Source organism: Mucilaginibacter corticis, assembly GCF_007558865.1.
GTDB classification, from domain to species: Bacteria; Bacteroidota; Bacteroidia; order Sphingobacteriales; family Sphingobacteriaceae; genus Mucilaginibacter; species Mucilaginibacter corticis.
Window position 1 is genome coordinate 565,213 of sequence record NZ_VLPK01000001.1, and the last position, 23,989, is coordinate 589,201.

At 38.2% G+C, this 23,989-nt stretch carries 18 protein-coding genes; all 18 read right to left on the bottom strand.

What is annotated here, in order from left to right:
• Positions 1 to 8: 8 nt before the first annotated feature.
• On the bottom strand, positions 9 to 440 hold the full coding sequence (locus tag FO440_RS02450) for a WxcM-like domain-containing protein (RefSeq protein WP_144246636.1): 432 nt from the start codon (positions 438 to 440) through the stop codon (positions 9 to 11).
• On the bottom strand, positions 437 to 1,471 hold the full coding sequence (locus FO440_RS02455) for an SDR family NAD(P)-dependent oxidoreductase (protein ID WP_144246637.1): 1,035 nt from the start codon (positions 1,469 to 1,471) through the stop codon (positions 437 to 439). The genes FO440_RS02450 and FO440_RS02455 overlap by 4 nt, the downstream gene beginning before the upstream one ends.
• The gene (locus FO440_RS02460) at positions 1,464 to 2,663 is read right to left on the bottom strand and encodes a glycosyltransferase (RefSeq protein WP_144246638.1); all 1,200 of its coding nucleotides are present in this window, start codon (positions 2,661 to 2,663) and stop codon (positions 1,464 to 1,466) included. Before FO440_RS02460 ends, FO440_RS02455 begins: the two co-directional genes overlap by 8 nt.
• Before the next feature lie 85 nt (positions 2,664 to 2,748).
• Entirely contained in the window at positions 2,749 to 3,978 is a 1,230-nt protein-coding gene (locus FO440_RS02465) for an O-antigen ligase family protein (RefSeq protein WP_144246639.1), read from the bottom strand.
• Between the two features lie 19 nt (positions 3,979 to 3,997).
• A complete protein-coding gene (locus FO440_RS02470; RefSeq protein ID WP_222103917.1) occupies positions 3,998 to 4,699 on the bottom strand; it encodes a CatB-related O-acetyltransferase in 702 nt (233 codons plus the stop codon).
• A gap of 34 nt (positions 4,700 to 4,733) precedes the next feature.
• Positions 4,734 to 5,858 carry a glycosyltransferase gene (locus tag FO440_RS02475; RefSeq protein WP_144246640.1) on the bottom strand — a complete coding sequence of 375 codons (1,125 nt, stop codon included), beginning with the start codon at positions 5,856 to 5,858 and terminating at the stop codon, positions 4,734 to 4,736.
• The gene (locus FO440_RS02480) at positions 5,855 to 7,315 is read right to left on the bottom strand and encodes a lipopolysaccharide biosynthesis protein (RefSeq protein ID WP_144246641.1); all 1,461 of its coding nucleotides are present in this window, start codon (positions 7,313 to 7,315) and stop codon (positions 5,855 to 5,857) included. The genes FO440_RS02475 and FO440_RS02480 overlap by 4 nt, the downstream gene beginning before the upstream one ends.
• A 98-nt stretch (positions 7,316 to 7,413) precedes the next feature.
• Complete coding sequence (locus tag FO440_RS02485) at positions 7,414 to 8,748, bottom strand: nucleotide sugar dehydrogenase (RefSeq protein ID WP_144246642.1); 1,335 nt, start codon at positions 8,746 to 8,748, stop codon at positions 7,414 to 7,416.
• A 3-nt stretch (positions 8,749 to 8,751) separates the two neighbouring features.
• Positions 8,752 to 10,884 (bottom strand): hypothetical protein, encoded by a 2,133-nt coding sequence (locus FO440_RS02490; protein WP_144246643.1) that lies wholly within the window; start codon positions 10,882 to 10,884, stop codon positions 8,752 to 8,754.
• A gap of 52 nt (positions 10,885 to 10,936) precedes the next feature.
• On the bottom strand, positions 10,937 to 13,294 hold the full coding sequence (locus tag FO440_RS02495; protein ID WP_144246644.1) for a GumC family protein: 2,358 nt from the start codon (positions 13,292 to 13,294) through the stop codon (positions 10,937 to 10,939).
• Positions 13,295 to 13,314: 20 nt separating this feature from the next.
• Positions 13,315 to 14,151: a polysaccharide biosynthesis/export family protein gene (locus FO440_RS02500; protein WP_144246645.1), complete on the bottom strand. Its 837-nt coding sequence runs from the start codon at positions 14,149 to 14,151 to the stop codon at positions 13,315 to 13,317.
• A gap of 113 nt (positions 14,152 to 14,264) precedes the next feature.
• Positions 14,265 to 16,424 carry a glycoside hydrolase family 31 protein gene (locus tag FO440_RS02505; protein ID WP_222103918.1) on the bottom strand — a complete coding sequence of 720 codons (2,160 nt, stop codon included), beginning with the start codon at positions 16,422 to 16,424 and terminating at the stop codon, positions 14,265 to 14,267.
• Positions 16,425 to 16,728: 304 nt separating this feature from the next.
• Positions 16,729 to 17,451 carry a hypothetical protein gene (locus FO440_RS02510; RefSeq protein WP_144246646.1) on the bottom strand — a complete coding sequence of 241 codons (723 nt, stop codon included), beginning with the start codon at positions 17,449 to 17,451 and terminating at the stop codon, positions 16,729 to 16,731.
• 208 nt (positions 17,452 to 17,659) lie between these two features.
• On the bottom strand, positions 17,660 to 19,006 hold the full coding sequence (locus FO440_RS02515; protein WP_144246647.1) for an alkaline phosphatase family protein: 1,347 nt from the start codon (positions 19,004 to 19,006) through the stop codon (positions 17,660 to 17,662).
• A gap of 11 nt (positions 19,007 to 19,017) precedes the next feature.
• A complete protein-coding gene (eboE, locus tag FO440_RS02520) occupies positions 19,018 to 20,220 on the bottom strand; it encodes a metabolite traffic protein EboE (protein WP_144246648.1) in 1,203 nt (400 codons plus the stop codon).
• Positions 20,221 to 20,320: 100 nt separating this feature from the next.
• Positions 20,321 to 21,484, bottom strand: a complete 1,164-nt coding sequence (locus tag FO440_RS02525) for a 3-dehydroquinate synthase (protein ID WP_144246649.1) — start codon at positions 21,482 to 21,484, stop codon at positions 20,321 to 20,323.
• Between the two features lie 625 nt (positions 21,485 to 22,109).
• Positions 22,110 to 23,000, bottom strand: coding sequence for a UbiA-like protein EboC (gene eboC, locus FO440_RS02530; RefSeq protein WP_222103919.1), 891 nt, complete (start codon positions 22,998 to 23,000; stop codon positions 22,110 to 22,112).
• A gap of 1 nt (position 23,001) precedes the next feature.
• Positions 23,002 to 23,988 carry a TatD family hydrolase gene (locus tag FO440_RS02535; protein ID WP_144246650.1) on the bottom strand — a complete coding sequence of 329 codons (987 nt, stop codon included), beginning with the start codon at positions 23,986 to 23,988 and terminating at the stop codon, positions 23,002 to 23,004.
• Position 23,989: the final 1 nt, after the last annotated feature.

Consider the following 23,989-nt stretch of genomic DNA (forward strand, 5'->3'; position numbering starts at 1 on the left):
TATATATATTATGCTTCAAAATAATCTTGTGGATATAAAAAATCGTCCTTTGTTGCATTTTCAATCCCGTAATCAGCAAATACTATTAGTTTGGACTTTTCAGATATAGCTTGAATTGAACTGCCATATCCAACTGGGATAGATAATACCTGATCTTGATCCGCAGACAATATAAACTCTTCAACAGGCAAGTGTTTATCAGGATTTTCCCAATTGTCAATCTTTACTATACGTATCCTGAATGCACCATCGGATACATAGAACCATCGCCTTTCAATACGATGGGCCCGCCATCCTCGGGTAATTTTAAGATCAGCGTTTTGTATAATGTAAAATCTTTTTACATCAGCCATATCAAAATCATTGACAAAACTCAACGTCCCCCTTTGATCTGTATGATGGCTGCCCTGGATCAATGCTGGCTTCGAATTCGTGATCATCCGGGGTATTGTACGGCATTTAAATCACCAAATACTTCTCTTTGCACATACGGCTGTTTAGACAAAAGCGCTTTCATCCCTTCAACGCCCAATTGCTTGGTGTTATGAGAATGATAATCTTCTATTGCCGATAGATCCGTTTCACCCTCAGAAAAATACCGGCTGTAATTTAAATTTCTATTATCTGCCGGTATTCTATAAAACTCGCCCATATCTTCAGCTTTTTGCATTTCTTCACGGGTGCACAGAGTTTCATACAATTTCTCGCCGTGCCTTGTACCAATAACCCTAATTTCGTTATTAGCATTGCATAATTCTTTTAAGGCCACAGCCAAATCACCAATAGTACCTGCCGGTGCTTTGTTAACAAATAAATCGCCTTGGTTTCCGTTAGTAAAAGCAAATAAAACAAGCTCTACAGCCTCTTCTAATGACATCAGAAATCGCGTCATTTTTGGATCAGTAATAGTTAGTGGGCCTCCCTCTTTTATTTGTTTTAAAAACAAAGGTATTACAGAGCCTCTTGATGCCATAACATTTCCATATCTTGTTAAGCAAACTTTAGTGTTGCCAGTTATGTTTCTTGAAGCTGCGATGGCAACTTTTTCCATCAAAGCTTTTGAGATACCCATTGCATTAATTGGATAAGCAGCTTTATCAGTACTCAAACAAATAACTTTACCAACATTGTTGGCTACTGCAGCATTAATGACATTCTGTGTGCCAAAAACATTAGTTTTTGTAGCCTCTATCGGAAAAAACTCGCAAGATGGTACTTGTTTTAAAGCAGCAGCATGAAACACGTAATCAACTCCATGCATTGCCTGCTCAATACTATTATAATCTCGTACATCACCAATATAAAATTTGAGCTTTTCATTTTTTAGCTGATTGCGCATGTCGTCTTGCTTTTTCTCATCGCGACTAAAGATTCTAATTTCTTTAATGTCGGTATGTAAAAAACGATTCAATACAGCATTACCGAACGATCCTGTGCCACCGGTAATTAAAAGGGTTTTGTTTTCAAACATTGGTATATTTTTTAAGCATTAAATATATTTTTTCACTTTGCCTGTGTGCAGACTTTTCATTTAATATAAATTGCTGAGCCTTTGCGCCAAACTCATATAGTTCACTTTTATCCTTTTCGCAAACGTAAATCAAAGTTTCATATAAGCCTTCAAAGTCTTGTTTTTCAGCAACAAAACAAAAATCAAAATACTCTTCCGGAATACCTTCAAGCCTATGGAGAATACAAGCTGTTCCTGATGCCAGATATTCCATAGTTTTAGACGGAAATGAGTATTTAGTAAATTCTCCTTCAGAGGTTCGGGGATTGACAAGCACAGTTGCCTTTTTTTGCAATTCTAAAATTCTTTCTCTTGGTAGCTGCCCCATAAAAATTATTCTACTGTCAAGCTTTGCCATAGCCTCAATATCAGATTGAGCCTCTCCTGCGCCACAAATAATCAATCGATAATTTTTATTTTGTATTTTCTTAAATGCATTTAACAGGTTTACTATACCATATTGTTTTGCCAATGTTCCTGAATAAAATATATCTTTAGTTTCGGGAAAAACCTTCTCTCCAAAATCAATACTACCAGCGATACCTTCTACACAGACCCAAGGCCTTGCACCAATATTTAAGGCTTCTTTCATGTGCTTTGAAAGAATTACAAAAAAATTTATTTTTAACAGAGCCTTGTCAATAAAAACCTTTTCAATTTTTTTAAATATTGTATAAAATATATTTTGGCCTCCTCCCATAAATTCAGGTAGGTCAGGTACAACTAAGCATATTTTTAAATTAGGATTATTCTTTTTTAATGCAACAGCTGCTTTAATAAAGGGCAAATGCATTGAGTATATAACTACAACCTCATTACCTTGCGTAATTTTTTTCTTCAATGCTTTTTTAGCGTTGATATATCTTGAGTAAAGCTTGTATAAAGATAAATTATTAAAAGCAACATTTATATCATTGGCCCCGGGCTTGTGTGAAAACTCAAACCCCGAAGTATTAATTTCTTTGTACCTGGTAGGGTATGATCCAATATAGGGTAAATTGACAATTGTTAAATCATTTACAAAATCGTCCAATCCCCTTATCATATTCCATTGCAATGCATCCGCAGCATATTGGATAACACCGCTGCTTTTCTGTTCTATTTCTTTTCTATACTTGTCCGGGAAAAGGCCGCCAAGAAATATTATTTTCATTTTTTGTTATTAATATTTTACAGTTCAAATTCAATTATTGCTTATAAGCATACGTTTGCCAATTAGTAACATTAAAATAAATTACTTAAGAATAAGAAGTTACCCTGCGCCTATTATTGTGATATATGTATTCTGCTTTCTTATTTTTTATTATGCCTGATAGTAATCCAACAAATGCGCAAAACAATAAAAACATTAAAAACATGCCATCAATTATAGGCTCGACACTGAATTGTAAAATGAAACTACAGAATATAATAATTACAACTGTTTTAATAAAAACATCATTTCTTAATATCTTAATTGATTTTAAGAAAAGCTTTATAGATGATATAGTATAAAAAACAAGAAACACCATAGGTATAACTCCTGCAGCCCGTGCAACATCCAGCCATAAATTATGCGCATACCCAAATCTGTTGAGGTCCCACCCAAATGGATCTGTTACAATAGAACTTAAAGCCCCAAACCATCTTTCTGTTCTGCCTCCAAGCGTATTGATACCAACACTGTCATCATTTAATCTGTCCTGGTAGAATTTAAAAAATTCAGAAAGCTTATCTAAATTATACACAACTACACCAAGTGCTATTATAAGCACAGATATGATTATGATATTATTTTTTACAGATTGTTTTTTAAAATTCAGGATGTAAGATATTATTAATGATGCTAATGCAATGCCCAATTGCGTTCTACTTCCTAAGCGCAATACGCATACAAGTGACAGCATGAACATAACTATGCTGGCATAGTAAATTCTTTTTTCAATAACTGTATTTTTTTTGATGTTTATTAAACCTATAAAAGGCATATTTAAAACAAAGTAACCAGCCAGGCCTGTCGCATTTAATTCTGTACTGCTATCCCAAATCAAATACATACTCCTCGTTCCTTCAGTAAATCCATTTTTTAAAATTTGGTCCAAAATTGAGATTAACGGGATTATGGAAAATGAAAAGCTGATAAAAAATATAAAGAATAATCTTATTTGATTAGATAAATAACTACAGCTTATATATTTCCCTGTTAAGTACAGTATCGATGGTAAAATTGCATTTGTTAAGACAACTATTGGAGATTGGTTTAAGATACTAGGGTGCAACGCTGAAAATATTTCATACGATAATCCAAAGAATAACAAGTAAACTACATTTCTGTCAATATTCTTCAAAAGAAAATTTAAATTAAAAAAAAGAAAAACTACTAACGTTAAAGCAAATCTATACCCATATAAAAATGGATTTATAAATACTATAAATACAATTAGCAGTAAAAAAAACTCCCTCTTTATAAAAGACTTTACGATGTTCATTTATAGTTTATCTTCATTCTTAAACAATAGGATGGCTTTTTTCAATAGCCTTTTCAAAAACTTGAATATCTTTAAACAATTCTGAATTTTGTTTTATCCACTCTGGTGACCTATTCCACCATTGGATTTTATTTAAAAGTTCTATTTGTTCAGCATTAAATCTGGAGTTGATAACCTTAGCAGGAACACCACCGACAATATCAAATGCCTTAACATTTTTTGTAACTACAGACCCTGCTGCTATAATGGCGCCATCGCCAATTTCAATACCTCCCATTATTAAAACATTGGTACCTATCCAGACATCATTGCCAATCTTAAGGTGTATTTTTTTCTCTCTATCAAAAAATAACTCTTCATTAAATAGTTGTTGGGTTGTATAAGTAAAGCCTGCTTGTTTTAAAACCGAAAAAAAAGCAGGATGAGTAGATACAAAAGTTGATGATGGGTGAGTATAAGGCAGCACTTCAACATTATTTGCTATTGAGCAATAAGCACCAACATGAGTGTTTGCTAATTTGCTTTTTTGCCCTATATAAGTACCATAACCTATAGAACTGTTGGCAACAACAACCTTTGAATGAATTGTACAGTTTTCAGAAAGAAAGGTGCTTCTTGACAAAACAGCACTTGCAGATACTTTTGCCTTATATTTAAAGTAAATGTAAGGCTTGTAAAAAACCATAAATAAATACCGCAAGAAAAACTTTACTTCGTTCATAACATTTCTTCCTTACTGAAAGCAGGTGTTCTTTTCAACTCAAAACCTTCCTTAAAACTTCAACCTGATAATTGGGGTTATACTTCTCATCTATAATTGCATATGCTGATTGTCTGACTTTTTCTCTTTTTGGAAGATCAAGTGATATCCAATCTTTAATTTTTTTACATAAATCGGTGACATCTCCTTCTTTGAAAAAGCCGCCATTTACATTTGATTTTATAACTTCAAATTCAGGCATTTGATTATGAAAATTTGAATGTGTTATTACAGGTGTACCATAAGCAAAGCTATGTACAGCTGTCAAACCAACATTGCCTGGAGAAACGCAAACATCGGCATTGTATAACAGCTCAGCAATTTCTGCCTCATCGTAACTTGGTCCGTAAAACCAAACATTTTTCTCCAAGTGTTTTTCTGATACAAGGTTATTAAGATTAACTTGTTCTTTATCTTCACCAACTATTACAAAATTACAGTACACTCCTTCTTCTTTAAGTAAAGCCATAGCTTCAATAACCAAATCAATTTTTTTTGACTTTTGAATTCTGCCGATATAAATTAAAACGGGCAAGCTATTTTTAAAAAAATCACTATATATATTAGACGATTTTACTTGTTTTCTAATTACAAGTTGATTTTCATAATCAAGTGAGTTATATATACAAACCATCTTTTCTCCATCTCTGCCATCCTTGATCATAAAGTCTCTGGAAAAATTACCATATAATAACACTTTAGTAGCCATGCCAAAAAATGGATAAGTCATTAATTTTTCTTTCCAGCTTAATGGTCTTTTATAGCCATGTGTCCATAAATACGTCTTCTTTCTTAAAATCTTGCATAGTAAAACTATAATCCAATTGGATATATAACTAGTATCACCATATAATATAAAATGTTTGTAATTTTTAAAGACAAGCCCAATTGCGCCCTTTTGCCATGTAAATTTTCCTCCTAATAGTTTTATATTTTTTATCTTTTTTTTAAAGCCTTTTAATTCACTAACATTCATTTCTTTTATATCTGGTGCCCAATATAAATGGTCGCCAAAGTAAAAGTCAAAACCCATTTCATTATCCATTTTTTTAAAAACAGAAGCCCTGTAGTGTTGAGCAAAATTATATATCAGGCAATAACTGGTATTTTGTTGGTTCATGTCAGGTTTGTATTGGGTACCTTTATTAAAAGTTTTACTTTATTTAACAAAATAAAAAACTCTTTTATTCGAAACACATAAAGTGCACTCAGATATACCATAGCTCCAATTACAGGGGCAACAAGAATTTTTATTATATTTTTATCTATAACAACCATTGTTGCATACATACTTATTACCATAAGCATGCTAATTAAGAAAATAGGCATCAAGTCTTTTATCTGTTTGACAGCACCATACTCTAAAATTTTGCCAGGCGAATAACAGTTTATAAAAAAGTGTATAATTGTTGACGACAGTTCTGCCAGCGCTATATAGAAAATGCCAAATTTAAACGAGATCATTAATAATGTTATTCTCACAATAATCTTCACATAATCCTGCTTTAAAGTTAAGTCCGTACGCCCTAGCACATATAAAATATTAATATTTATACCCGCTATTATGGTAATGAGCCTTGCTATACAAATTATTTGCATAATAGGCACTGCAGGCAACCATTTGTCTGTTAAGAGGGTGCTTACCAGCGGATTCGCTATAGTTGCTAAACCAATCAAAACAGGAGTTGATATTAATGCTGTTGATTTAATTACAAACCGCGTCATCCCAACTAAATTTTCTTTTTCATTTTGTATTGTTGAAAGCCCTGGCAACAGTACACTATCCAATACTGAATTAAATGTACCAAAGACAACATCTGCAAATTGGGTGCCGCGTGTATAGTAACCCAATTCTTTGGCGTTAATAAGTTTTGCTATAAAAAGTGCCGAAATATTATTTACCACCATTGACAGAAGGGCTGATAAAACATATTTGGATCCAAATCCATACATTGTTTTTAAGGCCTGTATAGAAAATACAAATTGGGGCTTCCACTTTATTTTGAGCCACATTAATATGATTGTAAAGACTGATCTTCCAACAATTTGAAATGCTAAAGACCATACACCAAAGCCTTTATAAGCAGATACTATACCTATACCTCCACTCAATATAATTGATATCAGATTAATTTTCGCTATCGATTTAAAATCGATTCTAATTGTCAGGATAGTTAACGGTATAGCAAAAAATGCATTTAATATCATTGAAAATGATAAAAATCTGGTAAGGCTTGTTAAAATAGGCGCTGCATAAAAACGAGCAATGAATGGGGCAGCAATCCATAATACTATGTAGCAAACAACACTTATTAATATGTTGAAGAAAAAAATAGTTGATAAATCCGTTTCCGTCCTATTTTGTTTTTGAATAAGGGCTTTAGTAAAGCCGCTGTCTATAAGTACTGTAAAAAAGGCAATAAAGACAGCTAATAATCCTATAGTACCGTATTCAGAAGGAGATAATATGCGGGATATGATAATACCAATTATAAATTGCACAAGTTGCACAGAAAGGCGTTCAATCGTACTCCAAATTGCCCCCTTAAACATTGAACTACCTAAACTTGATACCATTAATCTTTGTGGTTATAAATAAAATTATAATTTGTTTGTATAGTTAATTTGCGGTTGTAGGCTGTTCTTAATAAGATATAATTTTGATTTGATGATTTTTATAGCCTTGAATCAACTAAGTCGCGGTCTAAAAAACCTTTAGAATCAAAAATAATCCCATTTTTATTTAGCATATTTCGATAATCAAGCCTTAAAAACTCATCATGAGCCACCGTTAATATAATTGCATCATACAATGTCAATTCTTTTATTTCATTTAAAATAGCAATTCCATATTCATCTTTTACCTTCCGGATATTAGCCCATGGGTCGTAAATTGTCACAGACATCCCAAATTGTTCCAACTCATTGTAGATATCTACCACTTTAGTATTTCTTGTATCCGGACAATTTTCTTTAAATGTTATACCCAAAATCAAAGTTTTACACCCGGCAACCTTGTGGCCTTTATTTATTAAAAGTTTTACCACCTTACCTGCAATAAATAAACCCATGTTATCATTTACCCTTCGGCCTGATAAAATCACTTGCGGATGATATCCCAATGACTCCGCTTTGTGTGCCAGATAATAAGGGTCAACTCCTACACAGTGCCCCCCTACCAGTCCTGGTCGGTATTTTAAAAAATTCCATTTAGTACCTGCAGCTTCTAAAACATCATTGGTATCAATACCCATTTTATCAAATATTAATGCAAGTTCATTAACAAAGGAAATATTAACATCTCGCTGGGCATTTTCAATAGATTTTGATGCTTCTGCAACCTTAATACTTGGTGCTTTATGCGTACCTGCCTTAATTATTGAGGCATATAGGTTATTAACCAATTCGGCAATTTGTTCGGTTGAGCCTGAAGTTACCTTTTTTATACTAGTTAGTGTATTGACTTTGTCGCCGGGGTTTATTCTTTCCGGCGAATAACCTACGTAAAAATCATCATTATATTTAAGCCCTGAAAATTTTTCCAAAACAGGCACACAATCTTCCTCTGTACATCCGGGGTAAACTGTAGATTCATATATTACTACATCATCTTTTTTTAAAATATTACCAAGCATTTTTGATGCTTCTAACAAAGGGGCAAGGTCCGGTGATTTAAACTGATTTATAGGCGTTGGCACTGTTACTATAAATACATTAAATTCACTCAACTTTTCAACATCGTAAGAAAATTTAAGGCCAGTTTGATTACCTTGTTTTCCATGCGTTACAATATTCAAGCTTTCAAGATCAGCTTCTTTGGTACTGTCATTACCCCTGCTTAATTCATCTATCCTTTTTTTATTGATATCAAATCCCAAAACATCATATTTTTTGGCAAATTCAATAGCCAAAGGCAATCCCACATAACCTAATCCAATAATGGCTATCTTTACATGATTAAGACCATTTAAATCAAATTGATTGTTAGGGGCAATGTTGCTAAAAGACATTTCTTATTTTAAAATTGATAATGACGATAAAATTTGATTCCTTATTGAATCAGCCCTGGTGATATCATCAGGTGAATTAATTACACTTTCCGCCATTAACTTTGCTTTACCTATGCCGCTCTTTTCGGCGTACAACTTCAGTAATTTAAAGTCCTCAATACCTTCACTAAATGCTTCCCATCTTCTGCTTGCTATAAAGCCGGGTCCAGAACCTCTATATATAACTGAATAATTTGTGTTATTAACCCCATCAAAACTATTTAAATTAAGCTTATTGACTGACGGATTGTTTATATCAGCATAATTCCAAAAACCAACGCCATCCATATTATATAAAAAGGCCTTCCAGGATATTAAACGATAATATGTATATGGTGATAAGGATTCTGCATTAGGCTTAGTGTCATAAATCCAAACATCATTATGTGCACTACCATTAATTTCATCTATCACATCTTTGCTATTGATGACTTGTGCTATAGATAGCAATGGCACTATTTTTTTAATAGAATTAATTTTGTCGATAGTTGCAAATGTATGTATCGCAGGATAATTGCTTTTTATCCAGGCCAAAAAACTATAGAAATCGTCAACATCTTTAGCCCCTATTTCGTCATATGGATATAAATATATTTGAGATTGAGAAAATCCGTAAAGTTTTGATGATGCTAGTATCCCATTGTACCATTTAATAAAACTTCCTTGCCATTCTGCCGACATAAAGGAAGTTCCCTTAAAGTTGTTTTTATTATTAAAATTTACAAAAAGGAATAGTTTCTTAAATGATTTAAGCTTTGAGATATAAGATTCATAGCTTTTAAAATCTGAGCTGCCAATTAGTGGTAATGCTGTTGGAGGAATTACCATTGTATTAATTCCATGCTTAAGTAGGTCATTAATTGCTTCTTCTGACCTATCACTAATAAGCGGATTATTTAAGTATGCCCAATTTACAGCGTTTATTGAATCCTTATTTAAAGAATTATTACTCCATACAGTATTATCTACCTGTAAGTTTGTAACGAATGTCTCTGAACTTATTTTAATTGTTGCGGTTGTTTTACCAGCAGATTTACCCAGTACAGTAAATAAAAACATTTTTGACTCACCCGGTACTAAAACCACTGGGGTATTGTAAACTAATAATGGATCTGCAACTTCCTGGCTTTCTTTACCAGACATCACAAAAGGTACTGTGTACAACTGTAACCTGTTAACTGACAATGCTGTATTATTAATCACGCAATTAATTGTGCGAGTAGCATTTGACAAATTAGTTACCACAAAGGCACCATATGAAGTACCATTTACCGGTGTATAAAGCCTGTATTGATAATCATTCGAATTTATTGGCTTATATGGTGTTAATAAATTTGTCCAGGGGCTAACCTTATCAACTATAAGCTCTTTTTTATATTGTTCCTGATACGAATGCAACCTGTCTGCCTTTATCTGTTTTAAGTTTTCGCTTATTCCGGCGTTTAGCGCATAATTATTCCTTTTTAAATCACTTCGATATCTTGTAATTGATAAGAGTGAATTGACGTAACCATTAACATCGTCAGGTTTAATGATATCAGGCGAACTTTTGCCTATTTGGCTACCTTTAAAAATTTCAATTTCATCACAAAAAACATAATATCCTTTAGGAATTATGATTAGTTTTACATACTGTGCTTTTTGTTTTACAGCCGGTAATGTAAACTTTTTAACCTCATAATTACTGCCAGAGTTAGAGGTATCAGAAATAGCATCACCAAAATAGCTGTAATCAAGCTTATTAATTGAACCGAATGCAAATATATGAGCAGGAAAATGCACATCAGAATTGTTTCCTCTAGCGGTGTTAAACGCAATATTGTCAATTATTGAAACTTGTTTAAGGTCAATATCAATTACAATTCTTTGAGTGTTTTGCCAACCTACTGTTTTATCAGACACCCAAAAAGGATTGCCAGAACTGTTAACTCCATCTGTTAAAATAGTGTTATTGACATCCTTTGCTGATAAAGAGTAGTTTGGTGAAGGGGAAACACTATATGGTTTGCTTAAAGCAATATCTTGTGCCTCAACCTTGTACCTGCAAGAACAATATAATAACAATAAAATGTTTAAAATTACTTTAAATTCCTTCATCACAGTCCTTTTATTAATACACTAATTATTTTATATCGTTTCTGCAGGAAGACTATTTTTTACCCTTTCTAAATAACCCACTAAGCCCAGACAGCCCACTTTTTTTAGTGTTATCTTCCTGATAATAACCACCGTACCCATAACCATATCCATAACCGTACCCATAACCGTACCCATTTTTTACATCAATAGAGTTCATAACAATATTTAAATTGCTAAACTTTTTGCCTTTATAAAGATTGTCTATTAAATGTATTTGAGCTTTTGCGGTATAGTTATGCCTTACAATAAAAATAGTTGCATCCGCATACCGCCCTAATATCTGTGCATCTGTAACAAGGCCTACAGGTGGAGCATCTAAAATTATATAGTCAAAGTCTTGCTTAAGCTGAATTACTAATTCATTTATCCTGCCATTTACTAATAACTCTGCCGGGTTAGGAGGAATAGGGCCACTAGTTATAAGATAATAATCCTGTTGCAATGATATTGGCTTGAGTATGTCTTTATAATCGGCTTTACCTATTAAATAATTAGACAGACCTTTAGCATTTTCAATATTCAGACCGGTGTGAAGTTTAGGTTTACGCAAATCAAGTTCAAGGATCACTACCTTTTTTCCTGACATTGCTAAACTTGCGCCAAGATTAAGAGAGACAAAGGACTTTCCTTCGCCACTCATATTGGATGTAAAAAGTATTACCTTATGACTTTCATCAGGTATAACAAATTGCAAATTAGTACGAAAAGCCCTGATCTGTTCTGCAACCATTGAACGTGGTTTACTAGCAACCAATAATGGGCTCGAATCATCAGAATGAGATATTTCGGCCAATATTGGTACGTTTGTAAAGCGTTCAATATCTTGCCTTCTGCTAATTTTAAAATTCAATGCCCCTCTTAAATAAATAATTATGGTTGGTAAAATAAGCCCCATAAGCAAAAAAGCCAGGTAAATGATATTTTTTACCGGTTTAACGGGATACTTGCTACTTAAAGCAACATCTATTATTCTACTATCCGCCACACCAGATGCTAGCTGCATTGCTGTTTCTTCTCGTTTTTGCAGCAGGTAAGTGAATAAATTATTTTTGATTTCCTGTTGCCGCATCACGTCCAACAAACCCCTTTCTTTTGAAGGGACTTGCGTAATAACAGATTCAAACTGGTTATTTTTAGATTGCAATTGTTGTTTTGTTATTTCCAACCCACTTTTTAAATTAACTGCAGATTCCTGTATCGCCCTTTTTAGTGAATTTATTTGATCGGTAAAGGTTACCACTAAAGGGTTGGTTTCAGGTACTGTTTGTAATAAACTTTGCTTTTTTAATTGTGTCTCACCAAGTTGCGAAACAAGCCCTAATAAAGTCGGGTCATCAATACCTAACATTGATGGCAAAGACGATGCCTGATTATTATTTTGATTTAAATATTCTTGTAAATTTTTTAGTATACTAAGTTGAATTAAAACCTTATTTAATTCCTTATCATTGTCTTTTACAGTTTCTAAGAAAGCTTGAGATTGCGCACTTATATCAGTAATTCGATTACTTGATTTAAAACGCTCTACATTTTTTTCTACAGAACTTAGTTCTGAAGCTATACCACTTAAACGGTCATTAATAAAGGCTAGTGTTCTTGAAGTTTCTTTATTTTTATCTTCTAAAGCCGCTCCATTATATTCTTCAACAAGCCTGTTCAGAAAATCCTTGCCTCTTTGTGGTATAGCATCTTCTAAAGTAATTATTAATGATGTTGCTTGTTTACTAACAGGATCTACCTTTAATTTATCGCTGTAATCATTAATTATGTCCCCCATTTCATTAAATTTCACATCAAGGAGTTGACTCAATTCTCCTTTGCCTGTTGGTTTAATCAAAATTATACCTGCTCCGGTTTCAATGGGTGTATTAACTGCATATGTCTTGCCATTTACCATTACCTGGCTAGCGCTTAAAAGTTTTACAGTGAGTTTTATCTTGTAAGCATTACTATTAGGCTTTAGCAACGTTGCTTCAAAAGGTAAGTTTACATATACCTCTTCCTCTCTTATTCTACCTTCAAAAATGTATGAAGTTTGCAATTTTAAACCCTCTGCCACCTTTTGCAGTAAAGTTTTGGACTTTAGGATTAATATCTCATTATCAATTATTTTATCAGACGTAAATAAGTCAAGGTCTTTTAATAAATCATTCTGCCCGCCTTTAGTACCCTTATTATCCTTAATAAGCAAATCTGTCTCAATTTTATATAGAGGCGTTTGAAACTTTGAATAAACATAGCCTAACACCAAAAAAAACAAAACTGACACCACAAACCATTTCCAATGTTTTAAATAAGGAAATAAAACTTCGCGTAAATTAGGCTCGTTATCTTTTTCAATAAATCCTTCGGTATTCTCGTAGATCATTTTGGTAAATCGAATTTTGGCTATTTGTGGCCGTAAATAACAATAATAGAAATAAGCGATAATGCACTTAATATCACAGGTAATATTTGATAGATCTTATCCGTTTGCGCAATCCGGCCTTTGCCTGGTTCTACATATACAATGTCATTAGCATGCAGATAATAATATGGAGAGGTATAAACCTCGCGCGAGGTTAAATCTATATGGCCAAATTGCTTTTTACCATTTTCATCACGTATAATCAGCACATTTTCTCTTTTACCAAAAATGGTCATATCACCAGCCATACTTAAAGCCTCCGGTAATGTAATACGTTCATTGGGTATTACATATACTGATGGTCTTGCAACTTCGCCCATAACAGATATCTTGTAATTTAAAAATCTAACATTTACAGTCGGTTCTTTAAGATACGTTTTAAGTCTATTTTTTATCGTATCACGAGCTTCAGAAGTATTAAGACCAGCAATTTTTAATGATCCGATAAGAGGTAACTCAACAGTTCCTGATGGATCTACTAAAAATCCCTGTGCGGTAGATTGCGATGCCGCCGGGGCTATACCCGCAGATCCTATAGCAGAAACGCCATTGGCTGCGCCCGATGTGTTATCAGAAATTATTGGAGTACTTGAGTATGGATTAAAAAAACTACTTGCAACAGGATTTAATGACCCAACGTTTATAGCAAGAATATCGCCAGGTTGTATCTTAGGTACGTAAGCTTTTGCTACGGCCATGGTGTCTGACCCATTAATACCTTTTTGAAAATAAGCTATCTGTTTTTGATTAACACACGAAGAAAAGAGTGCAATGAATATCAATAAGACCAGCAGGCTTCGTTGTAATGTTTTTTGCATTTTATATAACTAGGTACTTAATTATTGGCAACAAAAGTAGTTTTTTTTTATTAACTTCATATCATATTCGATTAACTTAACGTCAATCGTTTATTAACTTTTAGTAGAATGGCTTATAAATTAACCCATTTTTCAACATTATACAGGTGTTTCTTATACTCACCTTTTCTTGTAATATTTCCTTTACCATTTTGCCAGCCTAAGGTAAGTATATTATAATTACCGGCCTTTTCATAGTCAAACGAAGTCCCATCATCCTCGAAAAGCTGGATTGGACCTGCCGTTTTTCCGTACACCAAACAAGTAATGCTAAATATTGTTTTAGAAGAAAAAATAAATTCAACAGGTTTTGCAATTGGCAATATTGATCCTTCCTTGATAAATATAGGTATTTGATCTAAGCCTGTAGCAATTTCATAGCTCTGCCCGCCGACATATAGTTTGTTGGTATTATAATCATACCAGTTGCCTTTTGGCAAATACACTTTACGAGTAGAGGCGCTATCGGCTAAGGGGGCGGCCAAAACGTTATCGCCTATAATATATTCATCCCATACATCATAAGTGTTCTTATCGTCGGGATAATCAACCACAAGTGCTCTGAACGGCGGCACACCCTCCCGGTTATATTTGGCAAACGCTGTATACAGATATGGGATAAAGCTCATCCTGAAGTTTAATAAGGTACGGATGTGCGTTTCGGCCTCTTTGGCGTTTGGCAATAGTTCGCCGCGGTTGTTCTTATCTCTGTCATACTGCAGCCAAGGCGGGCTTTTTAAATACCAGCTGTTAAATACCGTTTGTGATGACAATATAGCCGTCTGCGTACGGCGGCATAGCTCCGTTATAGAGGCTGATTCCCTAACCTCTGGCGACCACAGCAACCCTGAAAACCCGGCATTGCTGATCATCCGGATATACTCTTTATGCACATAGGTATCGCTGTATAATGATACCGGGTATGATGACGCGAAACCGTTCAACGACCGGATATTGAAATACGAACGCTTGTTGGCCTTTTTGTACAGGTTATACATGGTTTGAAAATACAGCGTACCAAACTGCTGGTGCATCTGCTCGCCGTCGATACCCGACGGGAACTGAGACATCTCCGGGAAGGCCCAGGTTTGATCGCCCATGGCGATGTTTGAGTTATCGCACTCGTCCATTTTAAAGGAGGCGATGCCGTGGTCTACAAAGGTCTTTTTATGGTAATCGCCAAAGATCTGTGACGCGGTCTTTCCGGCGAAATCAGGCACCAGACCGTTCCAAACCTTGTAGTCGCCAGCGCTGCTTGCTAACGACGCGTAGATGGGCGATACCGGCGAAGTGTAAGCATGCTCCCATAAGTTAAGATGAATGCCCTCGCCCTGCATCTTATCGATCAGTTCTTGCGGGGCCGGGAAATGCTCGGGGTTCCACACGTATGAGCAGGAATACGCAGCCGTTTGCCATTGTGGTTCTAAGCCAAAGACATCACAGGGGATATGGTTAGTTCTGAAATAGCCGGCCATGTTATATACATCCTGCTGCTTGCTATCAGCTTTCATGCGGTATTGCACGCCAAGGCCCCACATAGCAGGCAGCGCGCCGCCGCCTGCAAACAAGTTGTACCGCTGTAAGGCGTTTTTCAAGGTAGGCCCGTTAAAAATGAATACATCGCCCCCCTTGGCGCCCGGGATATCCACGATCACTTCGCCCGATTGGCTACCGGTATTCTTGTAAAGGTCGGCTACAGATTGCCCGTTACCGTTGCCCGCGCCTGTGTTGATATTGGCGTTGCCCTTTACCTGTTTATGCGTACCGGTGTAAAAGGTAGTATAGCGCGAAGTATTAATGAATATGCCATAGCCTTTGTTGGACAAGTAAAAAGTAGTGGGCGCATGCGTATAGCCCAGATCATTTAACGGGTTATCATTCACGATGGGCTGCCTGCGCATGCCGCGCTGCCTGAACGAGTTCATCTGCAAACCAAAGCCATACAGTTCCTCCTTATCATCAAGCGGGATGTGTACTACTGCGCCACGCGGGGTAAGTTCAATGCGGATAGCTTTCGGATCGATCTCTGCACCGGGTGCAGGTAACTGGTTTAAGGCGGCAAGCTTGGGCTTTTCCTGCAGGATGTTGTAAGGCGAGAACTTATCGGTTTCGCCCAGGGTTACCCGTGTAATACCGGGTGCCATTTCCTGGATTTGATTGCCTTGCTGTGCCCTTGCCGTCAGCCCGAAGCAAACACCAAGCATTACTATACTCCACGTGAAATTACGGATCATTTTGCGCTATAATTAAGCCCGTAATTTACATGATTGAGGTGATAATAAAAATGCCCTTTTTGGGCGACGCCTGTTCCACGCGAATGTGTGACAGATGATTCACTTGATACACCCGTTTTTGCAATTAATTGATAATAAAATAGTTAATTTTAAGCTGCGGGTTTCATGATACAGTTTGGTACAAAATCACTGCTTTTCAGGCGATTTTTGATGATGTATTTAATGACAAAACAGCGCCACCATTATTGACTTAAAATTATTATATTAACGCAAGCAGCATGCCTACTTGAAAAATTCAAACAATCTAAAAATTAAATATCCCTAAAGGAGATTCATCAAGACGAAATTTAATGTAGCCATTATCTACTTTGTGAACGGTACCGTCATGCTCAAATAAATTCATCGAAAAACGGGCTTCCAGCAAATACCCATTGGTTTCTTTTTGAGAGTTTATAATTTTAAATTGCGCTTTTTGCTGAGCATCAGCATTTACAACAACCGGGTAGCCTGGCGCTGTTTGATCATAAGACGTCAGTCTTATATTCTTAGAAAGTGCAATAGCAATACCGTCATGAGCGTTTATTCCGCTATAGTCTAACGGAAACCCGTAAGTTCCCGCCTTAAATAAATCGCCTTCGTCGGTTGGCATAAGTACGCCGTAACCAATAGGCTCATGACTAACAATTAACTGCTTTGTGGCAAATCTTTTAAAAAAAGCAAACGAAATTTCTCCTGATTTACCTTTCAGTGAAAAAAGTCTATAAAACTGCAAGGTATCCGGGTCGTTAGAAATATAACGGTGCCCGGTTTTATCAATAGAATCAACCTTCAGGTTAGCCTGGTTATTGCCAGTGCCTATCATATCTACGTCGTTATAGCTATAAAAAGTTCCGTCAAGATTAAGTGAAACAGAGTCTTTAAATGTTGCTAAGGGCGGATCTATTTGTTTTTGAGGAGATTGCTTATTATCTTTTTTACAAGCGGCAAATAATAACGTAACGGCTGCTGCCATTAAAACTTTATTCATTTAGTTTAGGTATATGTTAACAGCCACGAAAATAATAAAACTATTGATAATTATAATTTCAAATAGCAAAATTTTGCGGGCATTTTTATTCTGCCCGGTAAAGCGTCCACGCTTTACTGAAAATGTTTTTTTGGCCAGCGAGCGTAGACGCTCGCAATTTTATTCGTTAAAGCGTGGACGCTTTAACGGGCGTATGCTAGGCAGTTTCTTATCTCTTCAAACTCTTCCAGATCACATTAAACACATCCGTTGGCTGCACTTCTTTTTGTACATCATCGGTGATCAGTACCGCTTTATATTCATCAGCAATGTTGGTACGGCCGTGCGAGCCTTTAATTAACGTGGCATCCAGCGGGATCACGTCCATCACATATCTGAAACCGGCCAGCTTGCGCAGTAATTTATAGGCTGCGCGGCCCTTCGAGGTCATAAACATTTCTACAGGGTCATAGCCCGGTTTTTTGTGGATATCCACGCAACGCGCGTAATCCGGTGCTACGGCATCGTCCAGCCAGAAATAATAGGTGAACCAGCTTTTTTCATCGGCCACAACCACAATATCGCCCGCGCGTTCATGGTCTATATGGTATTTCTTTTGCGCTTCGCGATCAAGTATCAACTCTATCCCTTTAACACCTTTCAGCAAAGCGATAACCTTTTCAGTAACCGATGTGTCATTGATATAAATATGCGCTATCTGGTGATCGGCAACAACAAAAGCCTTTGACGCGCCTGCGTCCAGCAACTCTAAGCCCCGCTCTACACGGATCTGCAGCAAACCATTCTCGCGGAACAAACGGTTTAAATGTACCGGGTTATTTACCGGTGCAATGCCGTATTCTGACAGGATAATAATTTCGGCATTCTTCTTTTTATAAAATGTCACCAGTTGCTCAATAACCGTATCTATCTCATTCAGTTCCTTGCTAATCTTTTCCAGGTCCGGGCCAAACTTTTGCAGACAATAATCAAGGTGCGGCAGGTATATGGTGGTCAGAGTTGGATTATGCAGATCGTCATTAAGCATGCTTGCATCCGCAATCCACTGGGTTGATTTGATATTGGCACCCGGCCCCCAAAACTGAAATAAGGGGAACTGACCCAGCTTTTCCTGCAATACATCACGCAGGTCGGCAGGTTCAGAGTAGCAATCGGGCATCTTACGGCCATCAGCCAGGTATTGCGGGCGCGGGGTTACCGAATAATCGGCGGTAGAATACATATTGTACCACCAAAACATATTGGCGCTGGTAAAAGCCGGGTCTTCTTTTTTACCCTTATCCCAGATCTTGTCGCCGTTTACCAGTTTGTTCGATTGTTTCCAGAATTTCACTTCCAAGTCGGTACGGTCATACCAGCCATTACCTACAATGCCGGTATCCGTTGGCCACTTGCCGGTAAGATAGGTTGACTGTACCGATGTAGTAACCGCAGGTAAAACCGGCTCGATAGTAGTTAAATGCCTGTTGGCGATATATTTTTTCAGGAACGGCGTATGCTCGCCTATTACAGATTTTGATAAGCCTACAACATCTATTACAACCGTTTTCTTCATGATGGTAAATTTTATAATTGATCTTTAACCCAGTTCAGTTCGCGGGCTATCGAATCGTTAATTGGTAATTTTTTAGCATCGGGCAAAACACCCCAGGTATAGGTTTCTACCTCTAAATGATTGGTAAACGATTTTGCTTTCTGAATAGCCAGCACATCTACAATGTCCGACTGTGTTGATTGCACCAAACCGTACTCGCCGGTAAATATAGGCACATGAAAATGCGCGCGCCATTCTTCAACCATTGGGTTATCAATATCGGCCAAAGCCTCGGGCAGGTCGGGGTAACGTTTTACATGGCCGGTAACTTTTTTAGCTACAACCTGGTGCAGATAGGTAGGCTCATCAAACCTGTCAAAAGCGGCCCTGATCTCACTCCTGTCGGCGTCTTTGGGCAGATCGGCTTTAAGTGCAGCACTGATCTGTATTTTACCTATCTCTATACCCTTCTCGGCCAGTTCATCAATAATTTGCTGATGCGGCTCATATCCAACGGCAAAATGGCAAACATCATAACATAAAGTGATGTGCTGTTTGATCAGGTTTTCGGCTTCGTCGGCATCAACATCAAACTGCTCGGCAATCTCTTTTCGGCCCATTGGCAAAAGCACCCGCTCATACCAGTTAATAAACTCTTCGCCGGTTTCTAAAATACCATCAGGCTCCGGTTCAATATCCAAGTGCATGATCACACCTGTTTCGCGGTATTTCCTGATCAGCGCGGCGGCAACCTGTAACATATTGTGAGTGCCTATGCGGGTGGCCTCCTGTAATTCTTCAGGCGTGCTGTGCCAGTGGCGATAGCTTATCGGCGACGTAGAGATACCGCCATCCATGCCTTTTGGCAGCAATTGGTACAGAATGCGGAACATACGCTGCGTGTAGTCAACACGGCGGTTGGTTGTCCAGTCGGGTGCGTGAACCTGGTCTTTTACCACGGTATGATGAAAATCGCCATAAGGGAAACCGTTCATGGTAAACACATAAGCATCGTTGTCGGCCAGCCATTGTTTAAATTCAGTCAGGTTAGTAAACTGATCCAGCTCGGTGCTGGCTACGTTAGATAGCCGCAAGCCGATACCCATAGGACCATCAGGCGATAATTGTTTTTTTATCCCCGGAAAATTCTTTTTCAGCGCAGCAAAGTGCGACGGCCAGTTTTCGCCGGGATGAATATTGGTACAGTATGTTAAATGTCCGGTTGATGTTTGCATAATACCTCTCCCCGACCCTCTCCCAAGGAGAGGGGGCTTCCTTATTTATTTATAATTCTATTATTCAAAGTCCTCTCCTTTGGAGAGGATTTAGGTGAGGTCATACCGCGCTAAGCGCGTATTCCGTCTTCAATATCTCTCCCGCGTGTTTAATCAAAGCGGCATCCATTTCATGCACCTCTACTCCCGTGCCAATTTGGGTTAGCAGCATGATGGTCAGTTCGCCGCCCAGGTGCTCCCTAAACTCCTGCAGGCCTACCAGTATCGGGCTGTCATTGTTGGTTACTTCAAGTAAAGGGTGCGTAATTTCAAAGCCGACCTTCTTAATCAAATTGATCACACGGTGTGTTTCGTCTGTTGATAAGCGGCCCGAAAGATTAGAATAAACCGTATCCAGTGCTATGCCCATAGCGACCGCCTCGCCGTGCAATACTTTGAAGTTGGTCAGTTGTTCTAATTTATGCGCGCTCCAATGCCCAAAATCCAGCGGGCGCGATGAGCCTTTTTCAAAAGGATCCAGCCCGGCAATATGGTTAAGGTGCAGTTCGGCACAGCGTTTTATCAGGTAGTTCATGGTATCCCCGTCACGGGCTACCAATGCTGTCACGTTGTTTTCAAGCCATTCAAAAAATTGAGCGTCCTTGATCAGCGAAACCTTAATGGCCTCAGCTATACCCGAACGATAATCGCGATCGCTCAGTGTCAGCAAAAACCGGTCGTCGTTAAACACGGCTACCGGCGGAACGAACGTACCCAGGAAATTCTTTTTACCGAAATAGTTAATACTGTTTTTTACCCCAACACCCGAATCGTTTTGCGACAGCACCGTAGTAGGGATACGGATATGTTTTACCCCGCGATGCGCAACCGCGGCTGCATAACCGGCCATATCCAACAACGACCCGCCGCCGATGGCCGCTACATAGCTATGCCTGTCGATATTGTAATGGTTAATGATATCCAGCAATTTGCTGAAATAGCTTTCGTCGTTCTTGATGATCTCGCCTCCCGGCATAGATATGATCTCAGGAATAAGCTGGGCAGCCTTGTAAGTTGTGAAATAAGCTTTGATCTGACCGGCAAGCGCAGGGTTGGCTTTAAGCACATCCTGGTCTGCCACGAACAATATCTTTTTTACTGAGGTCGATGTTGAATCGGCTTCTAAAAAATCATTAAAACCGGTATTGGTTAATTCAAAAAGGCCTGTAGTAAAAAATACCTTGTACTCAAACTTTACACTAAACGACTGCTGCAAAAATTCCATATCTAAAAGCGAATATCTAAAACATAAAATTAATATCCCCTATCTAACCAAAATTTGACGAAAATATTGAGGTAGGATTAGAATAGGGTTAAACATTGCAGTTGGTAATGGTTTTAAAGCTATCACTATGGAACCCTAACGCACGAGGCTTGCCCCGCTATGGCCGCGGAGGCCTTTGTTCTTTTCCTTGATGAAAAGAACCAAAAATCAAGTCAGCAAATAGGCTTCTTTGCGCTCTTGGCCTTTGCCCGGCAGTACAGTTAAAACCTCGGACCGCGCCTCTTTTGCCCCGCTATCGCACCCACAAATCCCACGCTTCAGCAAAACCTGCGAATGCCCGTTCCTGCGCGCAAAGCCACCATTGTTTTACCTTCCCTCACCCGAAGCTTTTTTGCTGACATTTCGTTTTTTAACAATGATTTTGTATCGGACCTAACATAAAAGAGCGTAAAGGCCCGCCAATTCGCCGGGCCGGGTGTCTGGCCTGTGCGGATGAAGCGATCGAATTGGCTTGATGTTTGGTTACTTTGCATCTAAGGTAAAGTAACTGGCCTTAGCGGCCAAGAGCGTCACCGAGCGATAAATTAGTCGTTATGTCCTACATAGAGATTGCGTTCCTAGATTTTTACGTAACCGCAAACACCTTAGCAAACCGCATAGAGACAGGCAGTAAACACGCAATAAACACAGCGGCCCATATAGCGCCAAAAGCTGCTGCCCATGCAGCATCCATTAATATCAGGGAGATAACTCCGGCTTTAACGGCTTTGCCGATATTGGGGCCAATGGGATTTTTGATAGCATTAGCCAGCGGACGATATATCATCCATGCAAATGGCAGTAAAAATGCGATAGCGGCCGGTTGTGCCTGGTTAATGGCGAAGAAAGTTATAGCGCAAATCACGATGGCGTAAAGCACCCCGCCGATGTATAAATTACGTTTATTACCGCCATGAACTTCACCCTGGCTGATCATGGTGATAGAGAATATGTAAATAATTGGCACTACTGCCAGGTAATAAAAATGCTCAAGCATAGGTACCGCAATGCTTATCCCCAGCAATAAATTTAAACCGCGGCATAAGCCCATATTCAGCGGACCAACAAATGGGTAATGCTTGCTTACCTTGTTGTACAGCAATGCAAAAAAAGCAACTCCTGCAGCTAAAGCGCCCGCATGGTTACTATACGAAAAAGCGAACCCGATACCCCACAATAATAAAAATGCCCCTAAAAATGTCGCCTCTTTCAGACTTACCAAGCCGCTTGGGATGGCACGTTCCGGGCGTTCTACTTTGTCAAGTTCGGCATCAAAAACATCATTAAAAACTATGCCGCCGCCGTATAAACCAATGGTTGACAGACATAGCAGCAAAACAGGGTAAAAGCTGTTGGCAGTAAAAGTAAGGTGACTAAAATAACCGGCTATAGCAATGCCCGCCAGCACATCCGCAACCGAAGTTACGATGTTTGCCGGGCGCATCAGCCTTAAATAAACGGTTAATTTACCCGCCATGTTAGCTGATGATAATAGATGATTTATCTACCCGTGGTTGCTGGCCACCACGTAAAATGGTATTGCCTTCAAATTTCTGGCTTTGATCTATAGTATTGCTAACCGACGCAAAATCTGCTTCATCTATTTGTCCGCTTTGCGCAAAAGCGGTGATGGTATTACGGTAAGTGATCAGTTCGATATCTGCGTCGCTTATACCGCGGATCTTCATCAACGCGGCAGTTTTTGGCACAGCCAGCGGGTCGCTGATACCCCAGTCGGCAGCCGAGTTTACCATAATCCGCTCCGAACCATATTGTTTGGCGATCTCTACCATACGCTCATTACCCATTTTGGTGAACGGATAGATGGTAAACGCGGCCCAGAAGCCACGGTCTAACACCTCTTTTACAGTTTCTTCATTGTTATGATCTACGATCACTTTATAAGGGTCGAGGCCATGCTCTATGGCAATATCCATGCTCCGTTTGGTGCCGCCTTTTTTGTCGCGGTGCGGGGTATGGATCTGCACCGGCAGTCCCGATTCTTTTGCCAGCTCTAATTGCAGGCGATAATATTTTTCTTCGGCGGCGGTCTGATCGTCAAAGCCTATTTCGCCTATACCTACCACCCCTTCCTTGTAAACAAACAGCGGCAGTATCTCCATTACTTGTTCGGCTAAAGCTTCATTGTTCGCTTCGCGGGAGTTTAAGCCAATAGTGCAATAGTGCTTGATACCAAATTGCGACGAGCGGAAACGCTCCCAGCCAATCAAACTGCTGTAATAATCGCGAAAACTATCTATACCCGTACGCGGCTGCCCCAGCCAAAAGGCAGGCTCTATCAGCGCTACCACACCGGCATCGGCCATGGCCTGGTAATCGTCCGTCGTGCGCGATGTCATGTGCACATGCGGGTCAAAAAACTTCATGCCTTTTATGCCATCCAGGCTAACAGCCGGCGAAAGCGGCTCGTTCTTTACTTCTTCAAACGAATGGGTACAACACATA